The sequence below is a fragment of the Streptomyces collinus genome, from assembly GCF_031348265.1.
Classification (GTDB): Bacteria; Actinomycetota; Actinomycetes; order Streptomycetales; family Streptomycetaceae; genus Streptomyces; species Streptomyces collinus.
Genome location: NZ_CP133771.1, coordinates 3,369,445 through 3,389,402 on the forward strand (window position 1 = coordinate 3,369,445; position 19,958 = coordinate 3,389,402).

Sequence of the window (19,958 nt, forward strand, 5' to 3'; positions counted from 1 at the left end):
CCGGGGCCATCGGTGTGAACCCCGTCGGCCGGGCCCTTCGGCTGCCCGGGTGCGGTCGTCGTACTGACGCACAGTGAGCGCCATGGAGAAGCAGCAGGAGGGCCCGGTGCGGCAGGAGGCAAGCGTGAGACGCCGCCGGGTGCTGATCGCCTCCGTGGCGGGGTGTGCCGTGCTGGGCGGGGTGCTGGTGCTGCTGCCGCGGGAGCCCGCCGGGCCCGCTCGCCCGTCGCCCGGGGCGGTGGCCATGGCTGCGGTGGGCAGTGGGGTGCCGGCCACGCTGCCCGGCCTGGCGGAGCTGATCGGCGAGCGGGAGAAGGCCGTACGGGCCCGGCCCGGGGACGCGGCGTCCTGGGCGGTGCTCGGGGCGGCCTACGTGGAGCGGGGGCGGCGGCTCGCGGATCCGGCGTACTACCCGCGAGCGGAGAAGGCGTTGCGTGCGTCGCTGGAGGCACAGCCGCAGCGCAACACCCGGGCCGTGGCGGGGCTCGCCGCGCTGGCGAACGCCCGGCGGGACTTCCGCGCCGGGCGCCGGTGGGGCGAGGCGGCGCTGAAGCTGGAGCCGCGGCGGTGGACGACGTATCCGCTGCTCATCGACGCCTACACCGGGCTCGGCGAGCACAGGGCGGCCAAGCGGACGCTGGACCGGCTCACGGAGCTGCGCTCCGGCCCCGCCGTGCTCGCGCGGGCCGCGGCGGTGCACCGCGACCGGGGCCGGCCGGAGGACGCGGCGGCCTCGCTGGCGGACGCGGCGGCGGGCGCGCGGGCTCCCGTGGAGCGGGCGGCCTATCTGGAGCAGGCCGGGCGCCTCGCCTTCGAACGCGGCGATCCCGATGCCGCGCTGCGGCACTTCCGGGAGGCGGCCCGCCTCGACCCCGACCAGCGGGCCGCGCAGGCCGGGCAAGGCCGGGCACTGGCGGCCCTCGGCCGGACGGCGCAGGCCCTGAAGGCCTACCGGGTGGCCCTCGCCGGGCAGCCGTGTCCGCAGTACGCCCTGCAACTGGGCGAGTTGTACGAGTCGCTGGGCATGCCGGATGCGGCCCGGGCCCAGTACGGCCTGCTGCGGGAGCGGGTGCGGGGCGCTGCCGCGGGCGGGGCCGACGAGGGGCTGGTGCTGGGTCGGCTGGAGGCCGATCACGGCGATCCGGCGGCGGCGGTACGGCGGTTGCGGGCGGAGTGGCGGCGCCGGCCCGCCCCGGAGGTCGCCGACGCGCTGGGATGGGCGCTGTACCGGGCCGGGGAGCCCGCGCAGGCGTTGTGGTTCGCCCTGCGGGCGACGGACCCCGAACGCGGCGGCGGGCTGGGCGACGCGCTGTACATGTACCACCGGGGCATGATCGAACAAGACCTGGAACACCACGGCGCCGCCCGACGACACCTCACGGAGGCCCTGCGGATCAACCCGCACTTCTCTCCGCTGCACGCGCCCGCGGCGCGGGCCGCGGTCGAGGCCCTGGGCGAGCCGCCGGACGAGGGAGTGCCGGAGATGGACGCCGGGGCGCGGTAGGCGCTACGGCCCGCCGCGTCTGCCGTCGGCCACCCGGCGGGGCAGCGGGCCCACAGCAGGCCAACGGGCCCCGGCGGTGCGGCGCCCCGGGGCGCCCCAGGGCGCGGTCGTGCCGCACGCCGGTACGGCGAACACGACTGCCTCTCGGCGAGGAACGAACTCGCCGTACTGCACCGAAATCCCCGTGCGGTCGTGAGGCGCCGTCACAGCACGCCGGTATGGCAGGCCCGACGACTGCCACCAGGCGGGGGAACGAACCCGCCGAGCAGGTGCCCGCAGCACGCGGACGGCCGTCGAGGCGCTGGACGAGCCGGCGGACGAAAGGGCCGGATCTGCACGACGGGGCGGGGTGGCCGGGAACCCCGCCGCGGCTGCCGCCGACCACCCGGCGAGGCACGGGCCCGCACTACGCGCCGGCGGGCCCCCGGGCAGGGCGCAGACCCGAGCGCCCCAGGGGCGCGATCGTGGCCGCACGCCGGGACGGCGGCACGACGACTGCCCCCCGGCGAGGAACCAACTCGCCCTACCCGGTGCGCGGCGGGTACGGAGGCCTCCGCCGGTCGCCCGGCGACGCGCGGGCTCGCCCTGCGGCAACGCCCCCGCGAACAGGGGCGGCGGCCCCAGGGCGTCTTCGTCGCCGCGCGGCGGTAGCGCAGTGCGGCGGGCATGCGCAGCGGTCGCGGGGGTGCGGGTGCCCCGTGACACCCGCACCCCCGCGACCCGCACCCCCGCGACCCGCGCCCGCCGGCGGCTACAGGTTGCCGCGGCGGTCCTGCTCGCGCTCGATCGCCTCGAACAGGGCCTTGAAGTTGCCCTTGCCGAAGCCCATCGAGCCGTGGCGCTCGATGATCTCGAAGAAGACGGTCGGACGGTCCTGGACCGGCTTGGTGAAGATCTGCAGCAGGTAGCCGTCCTCGTCGCGGTCGGCGAGGATCTTCAGTTCGCGCAGGGTGTCGATCGGGACGCGGGTCTCGCCGACCCACTCCCCCAGCGTGTCGTAGTAGGAGTCGGGCGTGTTGAGGAACTCGACACCGGCCGCCCGCATCGTACGGACCGTCTGGACGATGTCGCCCGTGTTGAGCGCGATGTGCTGCACGCCCGCGCCGCCGTAGAACTCCAGGTACTCGTCGATCTGGGACTTCTTCTTGGCGATGGCCGGCTCGTTGATCGGGAACTTGACCTTGAGCGTGCCGTCGGCGACGACCTTCGACATCAGCGCGCTGTACTCGGTGGCGATGTCGTCGCCCACGAACTCCTTCATGTTCGTGAAGCCCATCACCTTGTTGTAGAAGCCGACCCACTCGTTCATCCGGCCGAGCTCGACGTTGCCGACGCAGTGGTCGATCGCCTGGAAGGTGCGCTGCGCGGGCGGTTCCACGATGGGCTGGGCCGCGACGTAACCCGGCAGGTACGGGCCGTCGTAACCGGTGCGCTCGACGAGGGTGTGGCGGGTCTCGCCGTACGTGGCGATGGCCGCCAGGACGACCGTGCCGTGCTCGTCCTTCCGCTCGTACGGCTCGGCGACCGAGCGGGCCCCGTGCTCCAGGGCGTAGGCGTAGGCGGCGCGCGCGTCCGGGACCTCGATGGCGAGGTCGACGACGCCGTCGCCGTGCTCGGCCACGTGCTTCGCGAGGAAGTGGCCCCACTCGGTGGTGGGCTTGATGACCGAGGTGAGGACGAAGCGGGCGGAGCCGTTCTCCAGGACGTACGCAGCGGTCTCGCGGCTGCCGTTCTCCGGTCCGGAGTAGGCGACCAGCTTCATGCCGAAGGCGGTGGAGTAGTAGTGCGCCGCCTGCTTGGCGTTGCCCACGGCGAAGACGACCGCGTCCATTCCCTTGACCGGGAAGGGGTCGGCCTGCCGGGCGGTGTCGGGAGTGTGGTGTGTGGTCTGCGTCATAGCCGCAGGGTCTCCCCGCTCGGCAAGGTGCGCAATAGTTTGTATTTTGACTGGGCAATCTGTTCAGCATTACGGCCGTATCAGCGGCCCTTCTGTACAGGATGACCATGCCGGGAGGCTGCTGTGGCGATCGATCATCTGGACGGCCGGATCATCCTGCTGCTCGCCCGCGAGCCGCGGATCGGGGTGCTGGAGATGTCCCGGCGGCTGGGGGTGGCCCGCGGCACCGCGCAGGCGCGGCTGGACCGGCTTCAGTCGAACGGAGTCATCAGCGGATTCGGCCCGCAGGTGGATCCGGCCGCGCTCGGATACCCGGTCACGGCGTTCGCCACGCTGCAGATCCGGCAGGGGCAAGGGCCGGACGTACGGGCCCACTTGGCGACCGTGCCGGAAGTGCTGGAGCTGCACACGACCACCGGCACCGGGGACATGCTGTGCCGGCTCGTGGCCCGTTCCAACGCCGATCTCCAGCGTGTGATCGACCGGGTCGTCGGTTTTGATGGCATCGTCCGGGCCTCCACGGCGATCGTCATGGAGAACCCCGTTCCGCTGCGGATCATCCCGCTCGTGGAGCAGGCCGCGGAGGAGACCTGAGTCGTGGGGTGAGCGCGTGTGAACTTCTGGGAGTACCTGGTCAACCGGCACCAGCAGCTGCTCACGGACGCCTACCAGCACGCGAGCGCCGTCTTCCAGTGCATGGTGGTGGCGACCCTGCTCGGGGTGCTGATCGGCGTCGCCACGTACCGCAGCGAGTGGGCCGGGAACCTCGCGACCACGACCACCGCCACCATCCTGACCGTGCCGGCGCTCGCCCTGATCGGTCTGCTCATCCCCCTGGTGGGTCTCGGCGTGCCGCCCACGGTGATCGCGCTGACGCTGTACGGGCTGCTGCCGGTCGTGCGCAACGCGATCGTCGGGCTGCGCGGGGTCGACCCGACGCTGGTGGACGCGGCCACGGGCATCGGGATGTCCCGCCCGGCCCGGCTGCTGAGGGTCGAGCTGCCGCTGGCCTGGCCGCCGATCCTGACCGGCATCCGGGTGTCCACCCAGATGCTGATGGGCATCGCCGCCATCGCCGCGTACGCCTCGGGGCCGGGCCTGGGCAACGTCATCTTCCGCGGCCTGGCCTCGCTGGGCAGCGCCAACGCGCTCAACCAGGTCCTCGCGGGCACGCTCGGCATCATCGTCCTGGCCCTGCTGTTCGACGCCGCGTACGTCCTGATCGGACGGCTGACCATCCCCAGGGGGATCCGTGCCTGAGACCGGCGACCACGGCGCGTCCATCGCGCTGGAGAGCCTGACCAAGCGCTACCCGGGCAGTCCCCAGCCGGCCGTGGACAACGTGAGCATGGAGATCAAGGCGGGCGAGGTCGTCGTCTTCGTCGGCCCCTCGGGCTGCGGCAAGTCGACCACGCTCAAGATGATCAACCGGCTGATCGAGCCGACCGGCGGCCGCATCCGCATCGGCGGCGAGGACGTCACCGACATGGACCCGGTCAAGCTGCGCCGCACGGTCGGCTACGCCATCCAGTCCGCCGGGCTCTTCCCGCACATGACGGTCGCGCAGAACATCGGGATCGTCCCGAAGATGATCGGCTGGCCGAAGCCCCGCATCAGGGAACGGACCGAGGAGCTGCTCGACCTCGTGGGCCTGGACCCCGGGGAGTTCCACGGCCGCTACCCGCGTCAGCTCTCCGGTGGACAGCAGCAGCGCGTGGGCGTGGCCCGGGCCCTGGCCGCCGATCCCCCGGTGCTGCTGATGGACGAGCCGTTCGGTGCGGTGGACCCGATCACCCGGGACCACCTCCAGGACGAGCTGATCCGGCTCCAGCACGAGCTGCACAAGACGATCGTCTTCGTCACCCACGACTTCGACGAGGCCATCAAGATCGGCGACCGGATCGCCGTGCTGCGCGAGCGGTCGCACATCGCGCAGTTCGACACCCCGGAGGCGATCCTGACCAACCCGGCCGACGACTTCGTGTCCGGTTTCGTGGGCGCCGGTGCGGCGCTGAAGCGGCTGAACCTGACCCGCGTACGGGACGTGGAGATCACCGACTATCCGACGGTCACGGTCGACGACCCGCTGCAGCAGATCTTCAACCTGCTGCGGACCAGCGGCAGCAACGAGATCCTGCTGCTCGACCGGCGCCGCCGCCCCTACAAGTGGCTGCGGCGCGGCGACCTCATGCGGGCCCGGGGCACACTGGCCCGCGCCGGAACGCTGGTGAGCGACACGGTCACCCGGGACGCGACCCTGCGGGACGCGCTGGAGGCGGTGCTCACCGACAACGCGGGGCGGGTGGCGGTGACCGGGCGGCGCGGCGAGTACACGGGCGTCGTCGACATGGAGACGCTCATGAACTCCGTGCACGAGATGCTGGAGGCCGACCGGCTCGACGCGATGGAGCACCAGCACGAACTGGAGTCGCTGCGGGCCTCGCAGACGCACGCGGAGCAGGAGGGGGCCGCGGGTCCGGCGGGCGTGAGCGGCCCGGGAGGGCGGCAGTGACCGCCACGGAGATCGAGGAGACCTCCGAACCCCTCGACGAGTCCGAGGCGCCCCCGCCAGAGCGCCGGCCGTCCCGCCTCACCTGGCAGAAGCTGACGTTCCTGCCGGTGACGCTGATCGCCGTGCTGCTCGCCACCTGGCTGTGGTTCCGGCAGGCCGACCTGGACGCGCTCACCCGCAACGCCCTGTCGGGCGGCCAGGTCACCAAGGCGCTGTGGCAGCACATCCAGCTGACCGTGATCTCCACGTTCTTCGTGCTGATCATCGCGATCCCGCTGGGCATCCTGCTGACCCGCGGGGCGATGAGCAGGGCCACCCCGGTGGCGATGGCGTTCGCCAACATGGGCCAGGCGACCCCGGCGATCGGCCTGCTCGCCCTCCTGGTGATCTGGCTGGGCATCGGCCGCAGGGCCGCCCTGATCGGCATCATCGTCTACGCCATCCTGCCCGTGCTCTCCAACACGATCACCGGCCTGAAGGCGAACGACCCGACCCTGCTGGAGGCGGCCCGCGGCATCGGCATGTCCCCGACGGGGGTGCTGACCCGCGTCGAACTCCCGCTGGCGGTCCCGCTGATCCTGGCGGGCGTGCGCACGGCGCTCGTCCTGAACGTGGGTACGGCGACCCTGGCGGTCTTCGGCGGGGGCGGCGGCCTCGGCGTGCTGATCACGACCGGGATCACCAACCAGCGGATGCCGGTGCTGGTGCTGGGCTCGATCCTCACGGTGGTGCTGGCGCTGCTGGTGGACTGGCTGGCGTCGCTCGCCGAACTGCTGCTGCGGCCGCGGGGGTTGCAGCCATGAGGCGGCGTACGTGCCTGGCGGCGGCCGGCCTGCTGCTGGCGGCGGCCGGTTGCGGCCTGACCAGCGGCTCCCCGCTGACGGACGACGTGGAGCCGGGGTCGATCGGCCGGGGTGAGCCGCTGAAGGGCGCGCATCTGACGGTGACGTCGAAGTCGTTCACCGAGCAGCTGATCCTCGGCTCGATCATGGGCATCGCGTTCGAGGCGGCCGGGGCGGACGTGATCGACCGCACCGGCATCCAGGGTTCCATCGGCAGCCGCGAGGCGGTCCGCAAGGGCGACGCGGACGCCGGGTACGAGTACACGGGCACGGCCTGGATCACCTACCTCGGGCACAGCAAGCCGATCACCGATCCGCAGGAGCAGTGGGAGGCGGTGAAGAAGGAGGACGCGGGCAACGGGCTGGTCTGGCTGTCGCCGTCGAAGCTCGACAACACGTACGCGCTGGCGATGAACCAGGAGAACGCGAAGAAGTACGGCACCAAGACCATGTCGGAGGTGGCGAAGCTGGCGAAGTCCGATCCGGAGGCCGTGAAGCTCTGCGTGGAGGTCGAGTTCGCGAACCGGGCGGACGGATTGCCGGGCATGCAGAAGGCCTACGGCATGGACGTCCCGGCGCGGAACATCACGCAGATGGACACCGGGATCATCTACACCCAGACGGACAAGGGCAGTTGCACGTTCGGTGAGGTGTTCACGACCGATGGGCGCATCAAGTCCATGAACCTCGCGGTGATGGACGACGACCGGAAGTTCTTCCCCAACTACAACGCCGCTCCGATGATCAACGCGAAGTCCCTGAAGGAGTGGCCGGCGATCGCGGAGGTCCTGAACCCGGTGACGGCGAGGCTGGACAACTCCGTGGCGCAGACGCTGAACGCGAAGGTGGATGTCGACGGGGAGGATCCGCACCAGGTGGCGCTGGACTGGATGGTGGAGGAGGGGTTCGTCAAGGAGGGGTGAGTTGCGACGCCCGCTACAAAGAACCCGTTGCAAAGAGAGCTTTGCAACGCTACCTTTGCATGCATGCCCGACGAACCCGCTCCGCGCCTTCTCGACGCCCGCTCCCTGCGGGGCCTGGCCCATCCCCTGCGGATGCAGCTGCTGATCGCACTGCGCCGCGGCGGACCCGCGACCGCTTCCCGACTGGCGGAGAAGCTCGGCGAGTCGAGCGGTGCCACCAGCTACCACCTACGGCAACTCGCGGCGCACGGCTTCGTCGCCGACGACCCGGAGCGGGGCAAGGGGCGGGAGCGCTGGTGGAAGGCGGTGGACCAGGGCGTGCAACTCGACGAGACCCTGATCAAGGACCCGGACCCAGCCGTGCGGGGAGCCGTCGCCCTGTTCCGGTACGAGCTCGCCAACGTGCACACCCGGGAGGTCGCGACCTGGCTCGGCAACACGAGCGAGTGGGGCGAGGAATGGGACGGCGCCACGGACCTCAGCGATTTCACGCTGCGGCTCACTCCCGAACTCACCCGTGAGCTGGTCGGCAAGATGCACGAACTCGTCCAGAGCTACCGTCCGCTGGCCGAGGGCACCCCGGACGCCGAGACGGTACGCGTCCACACGCACGTCTTCCCCAGCCAGACGACGCCGTGAAAGGCCATCACCCATGCACCCGGACATCCATCTCCCCCTGCACCACGCCCGCGCCGCCGAACTCCGCGCCGAGGCCGGGCCCCGTCCGGCGCGCCGTCCCGACCTCCGTACGCGTCTGGGCTGGACCCTCGTGGAAGTGGGGTTAAGACTCGCCGCCCGGCCCGGAACGGCGACCGCACACTAGCTAGCAGCTCGGCACGGAGCCCTTGCCCGTCTCCAGGGCCACCAGGGAAGACACCGTGCTCTTCAGCGTGGTCACCGGAATCAGCCGCAGGCCCTTCGGCAGGTTGGCACGCGCGTCCCCGCACTCCGCCTTGGGGACGAGGAACACCGTCGCCCCGTCCCGCTTCGCGGCCTGGGTCTTGAGGGCGACGCCCCCGACCGCACCGACCCGGCCGGCCGCGTCGATCGTGCCCGTACCGGCGATGACCCGGCCGCCGGTCAGATCCCCGCCGGTGCCGTCGCCGTCGAGCTTGTCGACGATCCCCAGGGAGAAGAGCAGCCCCGCACTGGGCCCGCCCACGTCCGCGAGCTTCAGGCTGACCTTCACGTCCTTGTCGTCGAGGCCGAGGTACCCGAGCGCGGCCTGCGTCGCCGCGTCCTGGGACTCCCTCATCTGCTCCTCGTTGTGCTGCTCGATCTCCTTGACGTTGTCCCCGCTGGGGTAGACGGAGTCGCGCGGCATGACCGCCTGGTCGGTGCGGAACCAGCTGTCGATGACGTCGGGGAGTGAGACCCGGGTGTCCGGGGAGGTCGCCTCGATGGTGGTCATCCGCAGCTGGCCCTTGGTGTCCCGGACCGGCGCCCCCGAGACGGTGATCACCTGCGTGCCCTTGTTCTCGCCCAGCACGTTCGCCGTCAGCCCCGGCTGCGCCACCGAGAACGGCAACGGCGCCAGCGCCGCCGTCGCGAGCAGGGCCACGACGGGCAGGGCGCAGACGGCGATGGCCTGGGGGCGCGTGAGGCGAGAGAACACGGGATCAATCTAACGCGGGAGGGGGAGACCGCCGGGACCAGGGCGTCCGGGGGCCGTCTCCCGCGACCCGGCGTGCGTCAGCGCAGCGCCTCCGCGACCTCCCGGGCCGCGTCGACGACCCGTGGCCCCACCCGTTCCGGAACCGCCTCCGCCAGCATCACGACACCCACACTGCCCTCGACGCCCGTCACGCCCAGCAGCGGCGCAGCCGCCCCGCAGGCGCCCGCCTCCAGCTCGCCGTGGGTCAGCATGTAGCCGGGGTCGGCCATCGGGTGCTGGCGGGCCGCGAGGATCGCCTTGCCGGCGGCGCCCCGGCCCAGCGGGTGCCGGAATCCGGCCCGGTAGGCGACGTGGTAATCCGTCCAGGTCGGCTCCACCACGGCCACGGCCAGCGCGTCCGCCCCGTCGACCAGGGTCAGGTGCGCCGTCGCGCCGATGTCCTCGGCCAGTGACCGCAGTGCCGGCATCGCGGCCTCACGGACCAGCGGGTGGACCTGACGTCCCAGACGCAGCACCCCGAGCCCGACCCGGGCACGTCCGCCGAGGTCACGGCGTATGAGGGCGTGCTGCTCCAAGGTGGCGAGCAACCGGTACACGACGGTTCGGTTCACGCCGAGCCGGACGGACAGCTCGGTCACGGTCAGCCCGTGATCCGTGTCGGCGAGCAGTTTGAGGACACGCAGTCCCCGGTCGAGCGTCTGGGAGGTCTCCGCGGTCACGACGCCCACTCCTTAGTGGTGAGGTCGGCGGCCCCCCGGTCGGCGGATGCGTCACCGAGTCCCGTCGGTAACGCGCTTCAGAGGCCGCCGATCGGCCGGCGGCCCGGCCTGTCCGGGCCGCGTCGCTTCACGGCTGCGCTCCGCGGCGGCGCTGCCACGGGGCGTGTGCGTAGCGGGACAGTAGCGAAGCAGGTTCGCTGAGCGGAAGGCTCCGTCCAGAATCCGGGCACGGGTGGCTCCGTTTGCCCAGGTACGTGCAACACGGGACTCGCTCTGCACCAGGAGCACACACGACACCCACACATCCGGAACCCGTCCGGGCAGGACCGGCGAGGGGCCTCACTTCATCCGCGTAGCCCACTCCTGCACCTTGGTGATCCGCTGCCGCAGCTGCCCCGCCGTCGCCTCGGCCGCCGGAGGCCCCCCGCACACGCGCCGCAGCTCGGTGTGGATCACTCCGTGCGGCTTGCCGCTCTGATGGACGTAGGCGCCGACCATCGTGTTGAGCTGCCGGCGCAGCTCCATCATCTCCTTGTGGGAGACCACCGGCCGCCGCTCGGCGGGCATTTCGAGCAGGTCGGCCTCCTCGTCCGGCTTCTTGCGGCTGTGCGCGATCTGCCGGGCCTGCCGCTTCTGCAACAGCAGCTGCACCTGGTCGGGTTCGAGCAGCCCGGGGATGCCGAGGTAGTCCTGCTCCTCCTCGCTGCCCGGGTGGGCCTGCATGCCGAACTCGGCGCCGTTGTACATGACCCGGTCGAAGACGGCCTCGGACTCCAGCGCCTCGAAGGAGAACTGCTCCTGCTCGCCGGTGTCCTCGTCCTGCTCCCGGTTCGCCTCGTCCATCTCCTTCTCGGACTCGGCGTACGGGTCCTCCTCGCCCTGCTTCTTGGGCTTGTCGAGGACGTGGTCGCGCTCGCGCTCCATCTCGTTGGCGAAGGAGAGCAGGTCGGGCACGGTCGGCAGGAACACCGAGGCGGTCTCGCCCCGCCGCCGGGACCGCACGAAACGCCCGACGGCCTGGGCGAAGAACAGCGGCGTGGAGATGGTGGTGGCGTACACCCCGACCGCCAGGCGCGGCACGTCGACGCCCTCGGACACCATCCGCACGGCGACCATCCACCGGTCGTTGTTGCCGCTGAAGTCGTCGATGTTCTTGGACGCGCCGGCGTCGTCGGACAGCACGAGGGTGGCCTTGCTGCCGGTGATCTCGCGGATCAGCTTGGCGTAGGCGCGGGCGGAGTCCTGGTCCGCGGCGATGACGAGCGCACCCGCGTCCGGGATGGCCTTGCGCACCTCGGTCAGCCGCTGGTCGGCCGCCCGCAGCACGGCCGGCATCCACTCGCCACGCGGATCGAGCGCGGTCCGCCAGGCCTGGCTGATGGCGTCCTTGGTCATGGGCTCGCCGAGCCGGGCGGCGATCTCGTCACCGGCCTTGGTGCGCCAGCGCATGTTGCCGCTGTAGGAGAGGAAGATGACGGGCCGCACGACGTTGTCGGCGAGGGCGTTGCCGTAGCCGTAGGTGTAGTCGGCCGCCGACCGCCGGATGCCGTCGTTGCCCTCCTCGTACGTCACGAAGGGGATGGGGTTGGTGTCGGACCGGAAGGGCGTACCGGTCAGGGCGAGCCGTCGGGTCGCGGGCTCGAAGGCCTCCAGGCAGGCCTCGCCCCAGGACTTGCTGTCACCGGCGTGGTGGATCTCGTCGAGGATGACGAGCGTCTTGCGCTGCTCCACGCGGTTGCGGTGCAGCATGGGCCGGACGCCGACACCGGCGTACGTCACGGCGACGCCGTGGTACTCCCGGCCGAGCGGCCCGGCGCTGTACTCCGGGTCGAGCTTGATCCCGATGCGGGCGGCGGCCTCAGCCCACTGCTTCTTCAGGTGCTCGGTCGGGGCCACCACGGTCACCTGCTGCACGACGTGGTGGTGCAGCATCCAGGAGGCGAGCGTCAGCGCGAAGGTCGTCTTGCCGGCGCCGGGGGTGGCGACCGCCAGGAAGTCCCGGGGCTGCTCCTGGATGTACTTCTCCATCGCGCCCTGCTGCCAGGCGCGCAGCTTGCTGGCGGTACCCCAGGGGGCGCGGCCGGGGAACGCCGGGGACAGGTGGTGCGAGGCGGAACTGGTGCCGGCGGTGGTAGTCACGGTCTCCGTTGGGGGTCGGGCGGCTCGTGCGAGGGAGCCTGACGGCTCGGCTACGTATGACAACCGGGCCACCCTACCGGCGCCCCGAGCCGGTCAACGCGCGGACCGGCCCGGGTCACCTGCGGGTGGGACCGACGTCACAACCTCCTCAGCCGCCCCGCGATCCTCCCGACCTCCGCCTCGGTGCCGGAGGCGACGTCGACGACCAGCGCGTACGCCGTGTCCTGGTCCGTCCCGGCCAGGTCGACGCCGTTGAGGGCGAGGAAGGTGGCGGTGGCGAGCCAGGCGGTGCGCTTGTTGCCGTCGACGAGGGGGTGGTTGGCGGCGAGGGCGTGCAGCAGGGCGGCCGCCTGCTCGTACAGGTCGTCGTAGGCGGCCGTGCCGAACATCCGGGCGCGGGGGCGGTGCACGGCGGAGGCGAGCAGCCCGGGAGCGCGCGCCTCGGGCGGCCGCCCGCCGAAGGCGACCTCGGCGATGGCGGTGACCTCGTCGACGCTCAGGTACCGGGTGTCACCCGTGTCCCCCGTCATTCGCCGAGCCTCCTCAGCAGGTCGCTGTGGTGGCGCGCGAGTCCCTCCGCGACGGCGCGCACGCGGGCGCCCTCCTGGCTCAGGTAGGCGCGTACGGCGTGCAGCGCCACCTCTTCGGGCGTGCGGCCCTGCGCGTCGGCGAGGTCGTCGAGGGCGGTCCGCAGGGCGGGGTCGAGGGGCAGATCGAGGTGGGACATGCGCAGAGGCTACGGCCGGGTCGTGGAGCAGGCGACCGCTTTACGGCCGTCGCTCCCGCAGCCGCGTCGACACCCAGGCCCCGGCCAGCGCCACCCCGGCCATCGGCAGGAACACCGCCGCGAAGGCGGCCGGGTGGGAGCCGGAGGCGTGGGTGGCCGAGTGGGTCACGGTGCCGCCGCCCAGCGCGGCGAAGGCGGCGCCGCCGGCGGACAGCAGGACGACGTTGGAGAGGCCGTCGGAGATCTGGAGGGCTGCGGAGTTGGTGCCGGCCTCCTCGGGGGCGGAGAGCTTGAGCAGGAGGACGCTCGTGGAGGAGATCACGAGCCCCATCCCGAAGCATCCGAAGGCCCAGGCGGCGGCGACGGTCCAGACGGGCACGGAGTCGACCAGCACACTCGGCGCCGTGGCGATGGCCGCGGCCACCAGCAGCATCCCGACGGTGGTCAGCCGCTCCCGGTACGGCTCCACCCGCGACCGCGACTGCACCCACGAGCCCAGCGCCCACGTCCCGCCGCCCGCGGCGAGCGAGAATCCGGCCAGCGTCGGACTGAGCCCCCGCTGCGTGACCAGCATCAGCGGCACGAACGACTCGGCGGCGATGAACGACCCGGCGGCGACGCCGCGCAACAGCACGACGGACGGCAGGCCGCGCACGGCCCGGTAGGTACCGCGCGGCAGCAGCCCGAGCACGGCGGGCACGAGCAGCGCCACGCCGAGCGCACCCGGCAGGAGCGCGAGGGGACGCAAGTCCTGCGCGGCGTACTGGAGGAGGCCGGCGCCGAGGGAGATGGCCAGGGCGAGCCGGATGCGCCGGCGGTCGAAGGAGGCGGGCGGGGTGGCCGGCGGGGCGGGGCGGTCGGTTGCCCTCACCGGATCCGGCGGAGCAGGCCGGTCGGTCGTCCGCACCGGATCAGGAGTGACGGGCCGGTCGGCGAGGGCGGTCCGTTCCGCCGGGACGGGCACATCGGGACCTTCCACCGTGGCGGACTCGGCGGCGGTGCGCCCCGCCGGGCCGGACGCACGACGCCGTATCTGCGGCAGCGCGAGCGCGAGCGGGAAGACGACGAGCAGGGGTATCCCGACGAACACCCACCGCCACCCCAATTGCTCGGTCACCGAGCCGGCGGCGAGCGGGCCGACGATCGACGGGAGCACCCAGCTCGCGGCGAACGCGGCCATGATGGCCGGCCGCAACCGCTCCGGATAGGCCCGCCCGACGACCACGTACAGCGCGACGATCACCAGCCCGCCGCCGAGTCCCTGCACGGCCCGGCCCAGGATGAACACCCACATCGACCCGGCGGTGCCGGACAGCAGCAGCCCGGCGCCGAAGGAGGCGATGCCCGTCGTCAACGGCCCGAGGGGGCCACGCAGGTCCGACCACTGCCCGGAGAGCACCATCCCGAACAGGCTGGTCGTGAAGTACCCGGAGAACGCGAACGCGTACAGCGACACCCCGTCCAGCTCCCGGGCCGCGACGGGCATCGCCGTCCCCACGGCGGTCGCCTCGAAGGCGATGAGCAGCACGACGGAGACGATCCCGACACTCAACGCCCGGTACGCCGCCCCCAGCACGCCTTCGTCCCGCTCGGCCACGGAGGGCGGATCAACGACTTCCTCGACATCGGCATCACGCGGCTTCGGGACGGTCATGCCCGCCAGCGTAAGGTCCACACCCGACGTTGACACCTGTCTCAAGGCGGTTCGGCCCTGAGACCTTGGTCGTAGACCCCACTTCTCGGCCACACCTTCATGAACTGCGTATGGCAGTCACATTGCAGCCCACCTGAGGCCCTTGAGCCGGGCTCCATCCCGCCTTACGGTCACTCCACCGAGTGAGAACACGGCCGTGTGCCCGAGTGGTTCAGGGGCTCGCCTGCAAAGCGAGTTACGTGGGTTCGAATCCCGCCACGGCCTCAACGATGATGACCGGGCAAGCGCATGGATGGGATGGCCCCCGGGGCGCCGACCTGGTGACGCCGAAGCAGCGCGGGCTCAGACAGCGGCACTCCCTCGCGGCCCGGACGTCCAGGCCAGGATGTGCGGGACCGCTTCGCGCAGACTGGCGAAGTGGCGATGCACGCCCTCCACCGCGGCAGCGGCGTTCACGCCCCACACCGTCATACCGGCGCGTATCCCGGACCGCACTCCGGACGGGGCGTCCTCGATGACCAAGCAGTCCGCCGGCAACGCACCGAGCCGTGCGGCAGCCTGCAGATAAGGCACCGGCGAGGGCTTGCCCTCCTCCACAGCGGCCGCGTCGACGATCACCTCCGGCACAGGCAGGCCCGTCCGTTCGAAACGGCCGCGCACCCGGTGCTCGTAGTTCGAGGTCACCAGCGCCCAGGCCCCCGGCGGCAGACCGTGCAGCAACTCCGACGCGCCGTGGAAAGCCGTATAGACGCCGGACCGGACGTCCTCGTCCTCCAAGTCATGCAGCAGGGCCAGGCACTCGCTGGGGTCACGGTCGGCAGCGACCTGGGCGAACGTCTCCATGGGCCGTGTCCGCAGGGCCACCCGGTACACCTCGTCCGCGTCCAGCCCGTAGCGCTCCGCCCAGGTTTCCCAGACCCGGCGCTGGTTGCTCACCGCGTCGATCAATGTGCCATCGACGTCGAACAGGACGTACTTCATGCGGTCCGGCCGCCCAGGTCCACTGGTCACGCGTCGATCCTGCCAGACGGCCGACAGGCGATTCAGGGACAGAAGCGCCCGCCTCCATCGCCGGACGCCCGCCGATCGGATCGCCCTCCCCACCCGGGATTGACCCTGACGCACGGTCAGCCCTCCAGCATGTCCGCATGACTGTGAGAAGCGACAGCGGCATCCGGTGCTACACCGTTCGGCACGACGGTGTCTCCATCCCGGTGTCACGTGACGGCCGGGGGCGCCCCTTGGTGCTGTGTCCGGGACTGAACTGCACGCAGGCCGACCTGTACGAGCTGGTCTCGCTGCTGCGGCGCGATCACGATGTCGTGACCTTCGATCTCCGGGGGCACGGTCTCGCCTCCCCCGCCGAGCGGTACTCCTTCGATGCCTTCCTGGGTGACCTCGTCGCCGTGCTGGCGGACCTCGACCTGCCCTCGTCACCTGTGCTCGTGGGTTACTCCCTGGGCGCGGACCTGGCCGTGCACTATGCGGCCGCGTGTCCTGGGACCATCGCCGGGCTCGTGCTCATCGACGGGGCGAATCCGCTGCCGGAGCCGTTCCTCACCGACGCCGACCTCACGGAGTTCCGGGCCATCGCGGAGGCCGAGGCGGCACGTCACGGGTCGCTCACCGCCGAGGACATCTTCGGCTTGGGCAAGGAGATGGACGTGGTCCGCGGCGGGATCCTCGACCGGTATCAGAAGATCGACCTGCCCGTGCACGCCATCATGTCCACTGCGATCGCCGGCGACAGCCTCGAAGGGCGCGCCCCTCGGCACAACCGCCTGTGGCGTGCCGGTGTGGAGCGGCTCATGCACGAGCAGCCGCACATCTCCGCCGACTGGATCGACGCCGACCACCGGCTGGTCTTCACGCATGCCCCTGACGTCGCCGAGATCATCCGGAGCAGACTGGCTCCATGCTGACCATCGGCGAGCTGGCGGCGTACGCCGGAGTCACCGTCCGCGCTGTGCGGCACTATCACGCCAAGGGACTGCTGCCCGAGCCCGAGCGGGACCACTCCGGCTACCGGCGGTACGACGCCGGTGCCGTCGTGGAGCTGCTGCGGATCCGTACCCTCGCCGAGGCCGGGGTCCCCCTCGCGCGGGTGCGGGAGCTGCTCCAGGCCGGTGAGGAGGAGTTCGCCACGGCCGTCGCGGACATCGACAGGAGGCTGGAGGCCGAGATCCAGGAGCGGCAGCGGCACCGTGAGCGCATCGCCCGGCTCTCTCCGGGGGACGGTCTGGCCCTCCCCTCCGAGGTCGTCGGGTTCCTCGACCGGCTGCGGGCGCTCGGCGTCGACGAACGGATCGTCCAGGCCGAACGGGACGGCTGGATCCCGCTGGCGGCACGCTCACCCGGGCGGGTGGCGGAGTGGATCGCGCGCAAGCAGGAGCAGATCGGGGACCCGGAGTTCACCGCTTTCTACTTGGACTTGAGTGAGGCTCTCGGACGAGGTGACGACGACCCGGCGCTGGTCGAGCTGGCCGACCGGGTGGCCGCCTACCTCACCGAGCTGGCCGACGAGCGGGGCGAGGAGTACCTCGGCGGCCCGGCCGGTTTCGAGCCGACGTTCGTCGAGCTGATGGACACGCTCGCCTTCGACACCGTGCCGGCCGCCCGCCGGCTCATCGAGTTGCTGAAGCAGCGCGGCTGGGACGGTTGGACCGCTCTCCGCCGCACGCCCGGTTGCCACCCCGCCCCGCCCGCCTCGTCCTGAGACTCCGGGCAAAGTCGTGCACAACCCCGAGCACCCCTCGCGTGTCCAGAACATGACCGGTAGCCCACGCTCCGGTCGTCGTGCCTTCCGGGCCGACGAGGAAACCCGACGAGGAGAACCACCGTGCACCTCCGCCCCCCGGCAGCCGTCCTGGCCGCCGCCGTGATCGCCGTCGCCGGTCCCGCTGTCGCCGCGCCCTTGGCGCACGCCGAGGAGGGCGCGCCCGAGCTGGTCGTGTCGGCGCTGCCGTCGGCGGCTCCCAAGCCGGGCGAGGTGTACGACAAGTCCGTCACCCTCACGAACAAGGGCACGGCCGCCGTGGACGGGGTCACCTTCCGGGTGCGTCTGACGCGCGGGCTGGACTTTCCCGAGCAGGTGAAGGGCTGCACCTACTCGACCGTCAAAGAGCAGATCCGGCAGGCGGTTTGTGAACTCGACACGGTCGTCGAGCCCGGTGCCTCCGTCACCACGCCCGTCCGGTTCAAGGCGCTGGACAGCGCTCTGATGGAGGCCGTCGAGTACGGCACGAGCGCGAGCGGTGAAGCGCCGGGCGAGGGGTACGACGACAGCTACCGGCGGCTCACCCTGACCGCGGACAACACCGCCGATCTCGTCGCCGTCGGTGAGGAGATGGAGGCGCTGGCCGGCGAGGAGCAGTCGATCACGGCGACCCTGCGCAACGACGGTCCCGGCTGGGTGCAGAACCAGGAGAGCGACGACCTTCCGGGCCTGCTGGTGCAGATCCCGCCGGGCACCGTCGCCGTGGGGGTGCCGAAGGACTGCGCGCCGTTCGGGATCGACGGGCCGAGCGGGCCGCAGGGAACCCCGGGCAAGCCCAAGTACGTGTGCTGGCCGCAGGGCGGGACCCTCGACGTCGGTCAGTCCCTCGCCTACACGTTCACGCTGAAGATCAAGGAGTCCGCGCAGGACACCAAGGGCGAGGTCAAGGCGTCGTCCGTCTACGACATCGCCCCGAAGTACGACACGAACCGGGCCAACAACACCGCCGTGATCAGCATCGACCTGCCGAGCGACTACGAGCCGGAGCCGAGCCCCTCGGACGGCGCGGACGGTGGCACCGGCGACGGCGGGGACGGCAACGCCCCCGAGGGGCAGGCCGCCGGCGGCACGGGCGCCACGGCCTCACCCTCGGCCACGGCCTCCGACGGCACCTCGGCCGGTGGTTCCACGGGCAGCACGACCGGCAGCACCACCGGCGGCAACCTCGCCGCCACTGGCTCCGACGGCACCCCGCTCCTCGCCGGTGCCGCTGCCGCCGCCGCGGTGATCGGCGGCGGCCTGGTGTTCGCCGTGCGCCGACGCAGCGCCGCCAGGTCCGCCTGACGGCAGGGCCGTCAGAGCACCCCGCCCGCCTCGTCCTGGAACGCGTCCGTCCAGTAGTGACGGACCGTTCCGCCGGCGGTCGCACCCGTCGGGTCCACCGTCGACAGGACCTGGAGCATCGTCATGGCCAGCTGGTCGTAGGTGTCGGTCGTCAGTTCGTGGGACGACTGGGCGTCTATCGCGCGCTCGCGGTGCAGCAGCCAGAGCGTGAAGGCGAGGGTCGACACGTCGGTGTTGAGGGGGTACAGCGTCGCCTCGGGTTCGCTCCAGTTCAGGACCGCGCCCGTCGCGCCGTCGACGACCAGGCTGTTGTCCTCGACCAGGTGGCCGAGGCGGATCAGGCGGTGGGCACCGGCGGGGAGTTCGGCCGGTGCGCCGGTGTCGGAGTAGTACTCGGCGAGCGTCGCCAGGGGGACGTCCGTGTCCAGGGAGAAGACGTGGGCGTCCTCCGGCAGGCCCACCTCGCGCAGGAAGCGGCGGGTCGGTTCGTGCGTGAGGGTCGCGGGGAAGTCGACGTCCTCGAAGCGCGCGACCTTGCCGGGGCCGAACTCCTGGTCCAGGAGGCGGTGCGGGAGGTCCAGGGAGAGGCCGGACACGCCGCCCCGGCCCGCCACCAGGGACAGGGGGCGGATCAGTGCCGCCATCTTCCAGAACGGGGCCGGTTCGCCGTCCGCGCCGTCCCGGAACACCGCCAGCAGGTGCTGGGACGCCGCCGCCACCGCCTTGGGGCCGAAGCGGCCCGCATAGGAGGCGAACTGGCCGCGCAGGCCCGCCAGTTCGTCCGTGGCCTCCGCGAAGCGGACCAGCGTCCGCAGCGAGGGGGCCAGGGGGCGGCGGTCCATCAGGTCGGGGCGGTCGTGCAGGACGTACGTCGTCGAGATCTCGCCCGTCGCGCCGTCGAGCAGGACCGACTCCGTCTCCAGGCCGGCGGGGCCCAGCAGTCCGCCGATGACCAGCTGCTCGCGCAGCTCCGCCGAAAGGCGGTCGTCCGGGTCGCCCGTGGAGTCGGCGACCGTGCGCAGGCCCTCGCGGCTCAGCTCCGCGAAGCTCAATACGCCGCTGTCGCCGGGCAGTCCGGGGCCGGTCAGCCAGTGCCGCGTGGACGCGTGCGTCACCCACGGGTCCAGCTCGGACTCTGTCAGGGTGATCACCGCGGAACCGGCGTCGGTCGTACTCATGGGCTCCCCCGCATGTGCTTGCTCACCGTCCCCTGGCGGAGCACGGCAGACCGCCCGGCGAAGCCCGGCAGCCGTTCCCCACTGCTCAGAACAGTACGCCCCACCACTGACAACGCCCCGGAACAGCGACGCGCGCCCGGCGACCACGCCGCGTCACCTCACAAGACGCTCGGAGCACCCCCGCGCGT

Annotated in this window: 19 protein-coding genes and 1 tRNA gene; 11 read left to right on the top strand and 9 right to left on the bottom strand. The window is 71.9% G+C overall.

Annotated features, from left to right (window positions below; translation table 11 throughout):
- The first annotated feature begins 82 nt into the window (after positions 1-82).
- Positions 83-1,504, top strand: coding sequence for a tetratricopeptide repeat protein (locus tag RFN52_RS15215; RefSeq protein WP_184846881.1), 1,422 nt, complete (start codon positions 83-85; stop codon positions 1,502-1,504).
- Between the two features lie 751 nt (positions 1,505-2,255).
- Here RFN52_RS15215 and hppD read toward each other — a convergent pair.
- Positions 2,256-3,401, bottom strand: a complete 1,146-nt coding sequence (hppD, locus tag RFN52_RS15220; protein WP_184846883.1) for a 4-hydroxyphenylpyruvate dioxygenase — start codon at positions 3,399-3,401, stop codon at positions 2,256-2,258.
- A gap of 123 nt (positions 3,402-3,524) precedes the next feature.
- Between hppD and RFN52_RS15225 the strand changes: the two genes are divergently transcribed.
- From RFN52_RS15225 to RFN52_RS15250, 6 genes are all read left to right on the top strand, one after another.
- Complete coding sequence (locus tag RFN52_RS15225) at positions 3,525-3,995, top strand: Lrp/AsnC family transcriptional regulator (protein WP_033308172.1); 471 nt, start codon at positions 3,525-3,527, stop codon at positions 3,993-3,995.
- 18 nt (positions 3,996-4,013) lie between these two features.
- Positions 4,014-4,661 carry an ABC transporter permease gene (locus tag RFN52_RS15230; RefSeq protein WP_102911187.1) on the top strand — a complete coding sequence of 216 codons (648 nt, stop codon included), beginning with the start codon at positions 4,014-4,016 and terminating at the stop codon, positions 4,659-4,661.
- Complete coding sequence (locus RFN52_RS15235) at positions 4,654-5,913, top strand: betaine/proline/choline family ABC transporter ATP-binding protein (protein ID WP_184846885.1); 1,260 nt, start codon at positions 4,654-4,656, stop codon at positions 5,911-5,913. Before RFN52_RS15230 ends, RFN52_RS15235 begins: the two co-directional genes overlap by 8 nt.
- Complete coding sequence (locus RFN52_RS15240) at positions 5,910-6,716, top strand: ABC transporter permease (RefSeq protein WP_184846887.1); 807 nt, start codon at positions 5,910-5,912, stop codon at positions 6,714-6,716. The genes RFN52_RS15235 and RFN52_RS15240 overlap by 4 nt, the downstream gene beginning before the upstream one ends.
- Positions 6,713-7,678 (top strand): glycine betaine ABC transporter substrate-binding protein, encoded by a 966-nt coding sequence (locus RFN52_RS15245; RefSeq protein WP_184846890.1) that lies wholly within the window; start codon positions 6,713-6,715, stop codon positions 7,676-7,678. The genes RFN52_RS15240 and RFN52_RS15245 overlap by 4 nt, the downstream gene beginning before the upstream one ends.
- Positions 7,679-7,741: 63 nt before the next feature.
- Positions 7,742-8,317 (top strand): ArsR/SmtB family transcription factor, encoded by a 576-nt coding sequence (locus RFN52_RS15250; protein ID WP_184846892.1) that lies wholly within the window; start codon positions 7,742-7,744, stop codon positions 8,315-8,317.
- Between the two features lie 184 nt (positions 8,318-8,501).
- Here the strand turns inward: RFN52_RS15250 and RFN52_RS15255 are convergent, their stop codons facing one another.
- From RFN52_RS15255 to RFN52_RS15280, 6 genes are all read right to left on the bottom strand, one after another.
- Positions 8,502-9,293 carry a S16 family serine protease gene (locus RFN52_RS15255; protein WP_184846894.1) on the bottom strand — a complete coding sequence of 264 codons (792 nt, stop codon included), beginning with the start codon at positions 9,291-9,293 and terminating at the stop codon, positions 8,502-8,504.
- Between the two features lie 77 nt (positions 9,294-9,370).
- Positions 9,371-10,012 carry an IclR family transcriptional regulator gene (locus RFN52_RS15260; protein ID WP_184846896.1) on the bottom strand — a complete coding sequence of 214 codons (642 nt, stop codon included), beginning with the start codon at positions 10,010-10,012 and terminating at the stop codon, positions 9,371-9,373.
- Between the two features lie 339 nt (positions 10,013-10,351).
- Positions 10,352-12,151, bottom strand: coding sequence for a DEAD/DEAH box helicase (locus RFN52_RS15265; protein WP_107455243.1), 1,800 nt, complete (start codon positions 12,149-12,151; stop codon positions 10,352-10,354).
- Positions 12,152-12,288: 137 nt separating this feature from the next.
- The gene (locus RFN52_RS15270) at positions 12,289-12,681 is read right to left on the bottom strand and encodes a type II toxin-antitoxin system death-on-curing family toxin (RefSeq protein ID WP_184846898.1); all 393 of its coding nucleotides are present in this window, start codon (positions 12,679-12,681) and stop codon (positions 12,289-12,291) included.
- Positions 12,678-12,878, bottom strand: a complete 201-nt coding sequence (locus RFN52_RS15275; protein ID WP_184846900.1) for a CopG family ribbon-helix-helix protein — start codon at positions 12,876-12,878, stop codon at positions 12,678-12,680. Before RFN52_RS15275 ends, RFN52_RS15270 begins: the two co-directional genes overlap by 4 nt.
- Before the next feature lie 40 nt (positions 12,879-12,918).
- On the bottom strand, positions 12,919-14,532 hold the full coding sequence (locus tag RFN52_RS15280) for an MFS transporter (RefSeq protein WP_184846903.1): 1,614 nt from the start codon (positions 14,530-14,532) through the stop codon (positions 12,919-12,921).
- A gap of 192 nt (positions 14,533-14,724) precedes the next feature.
- On the opposite strand from RFN52_RS15280, the gene RFN52_RS15285 reads away from it, so the two are divergent.
- Positions 14,725-14,796 (top strand) — tRNA-Cys (locus RFN52_RS15285).
- Between the two features lie 78 nt (positions 14,797-14,874).
- Here the strand turns inward: RFN52_RS15285 and RFN52_RS15290 are convergent.
- Entirely contained in the window at positions 14,875-15,543 is a 669-nt protein-coding gene (locus RFN52_RS15290; RefSeq protein ID WP_373308481.1) for an HAD family hydrolase, read from the bottom strand.
- Positions 15,544-15,680: 137 nt separating this feature from the next.
- Here RFN52_RS15290 and RFN52_RS15295 point away from each other — a divergent pair, with 137 nt between their 5' ends.
- The 3 genes from RFN52_RS15295 (at position 15,681) to RFN52_RS15305 (ending at position 18,592) form a co-directional block, all read left to right on the top strand.
- Entirely contained in the window at positions 15,681-16,454 is a 774-nt protein-coding gene (locus RFN52_RS15295; protein WP_184846905.1) for an alpha/beta fold hydrolase, read from the top strand.
- Entirely contained in the window at positions 16,448-17,248 is an 801-nt protein-coding gene (locus tag RFN52_RS15300; protein WP_184846907.1) for a MerR family transcriptional regulator, read from the top strand. The genes RFN52_RS15295 and RFN52_RS15300 overlap by 7 nt, the downstream gene beginning before the upstream one ends.
- A 123-nt stretch (positions 17,249-17,371) precedes the next feature.
- The gene (locus RFN52_RS15305) at positions 17,372-18,592 is read left to right on the top strand and encodes an LAETG motif-containing sortase-dependent surface protein (RefSeq protein WP_184846909.1); all 1,221 of its coding nucleotides are present in this window, start codon (positions 17,372-17,374) and stop codon (positions 18,590-18,592) included.
- 11 nt (positions 18,593-18,603) lie between these two features.
- Here RFN52_RS15305 and RFN52_RS15310 read toward each other — a convergent pair whose 3' ends face one another.
- Positions 18,604-19,770: an SUKH-4 family immunity protein gene (locus RFN52_RS15310; RefSeq protein ID WP_184846911.1), complete on the bottom strand. Its 1,167-nt coding sequence runs from the start codon at positions 19,768-19,770 to the stop codon at positions 18,604-18,606.
- Positions 19,771-19,958 lie beyond the last annotated feature (188 nt).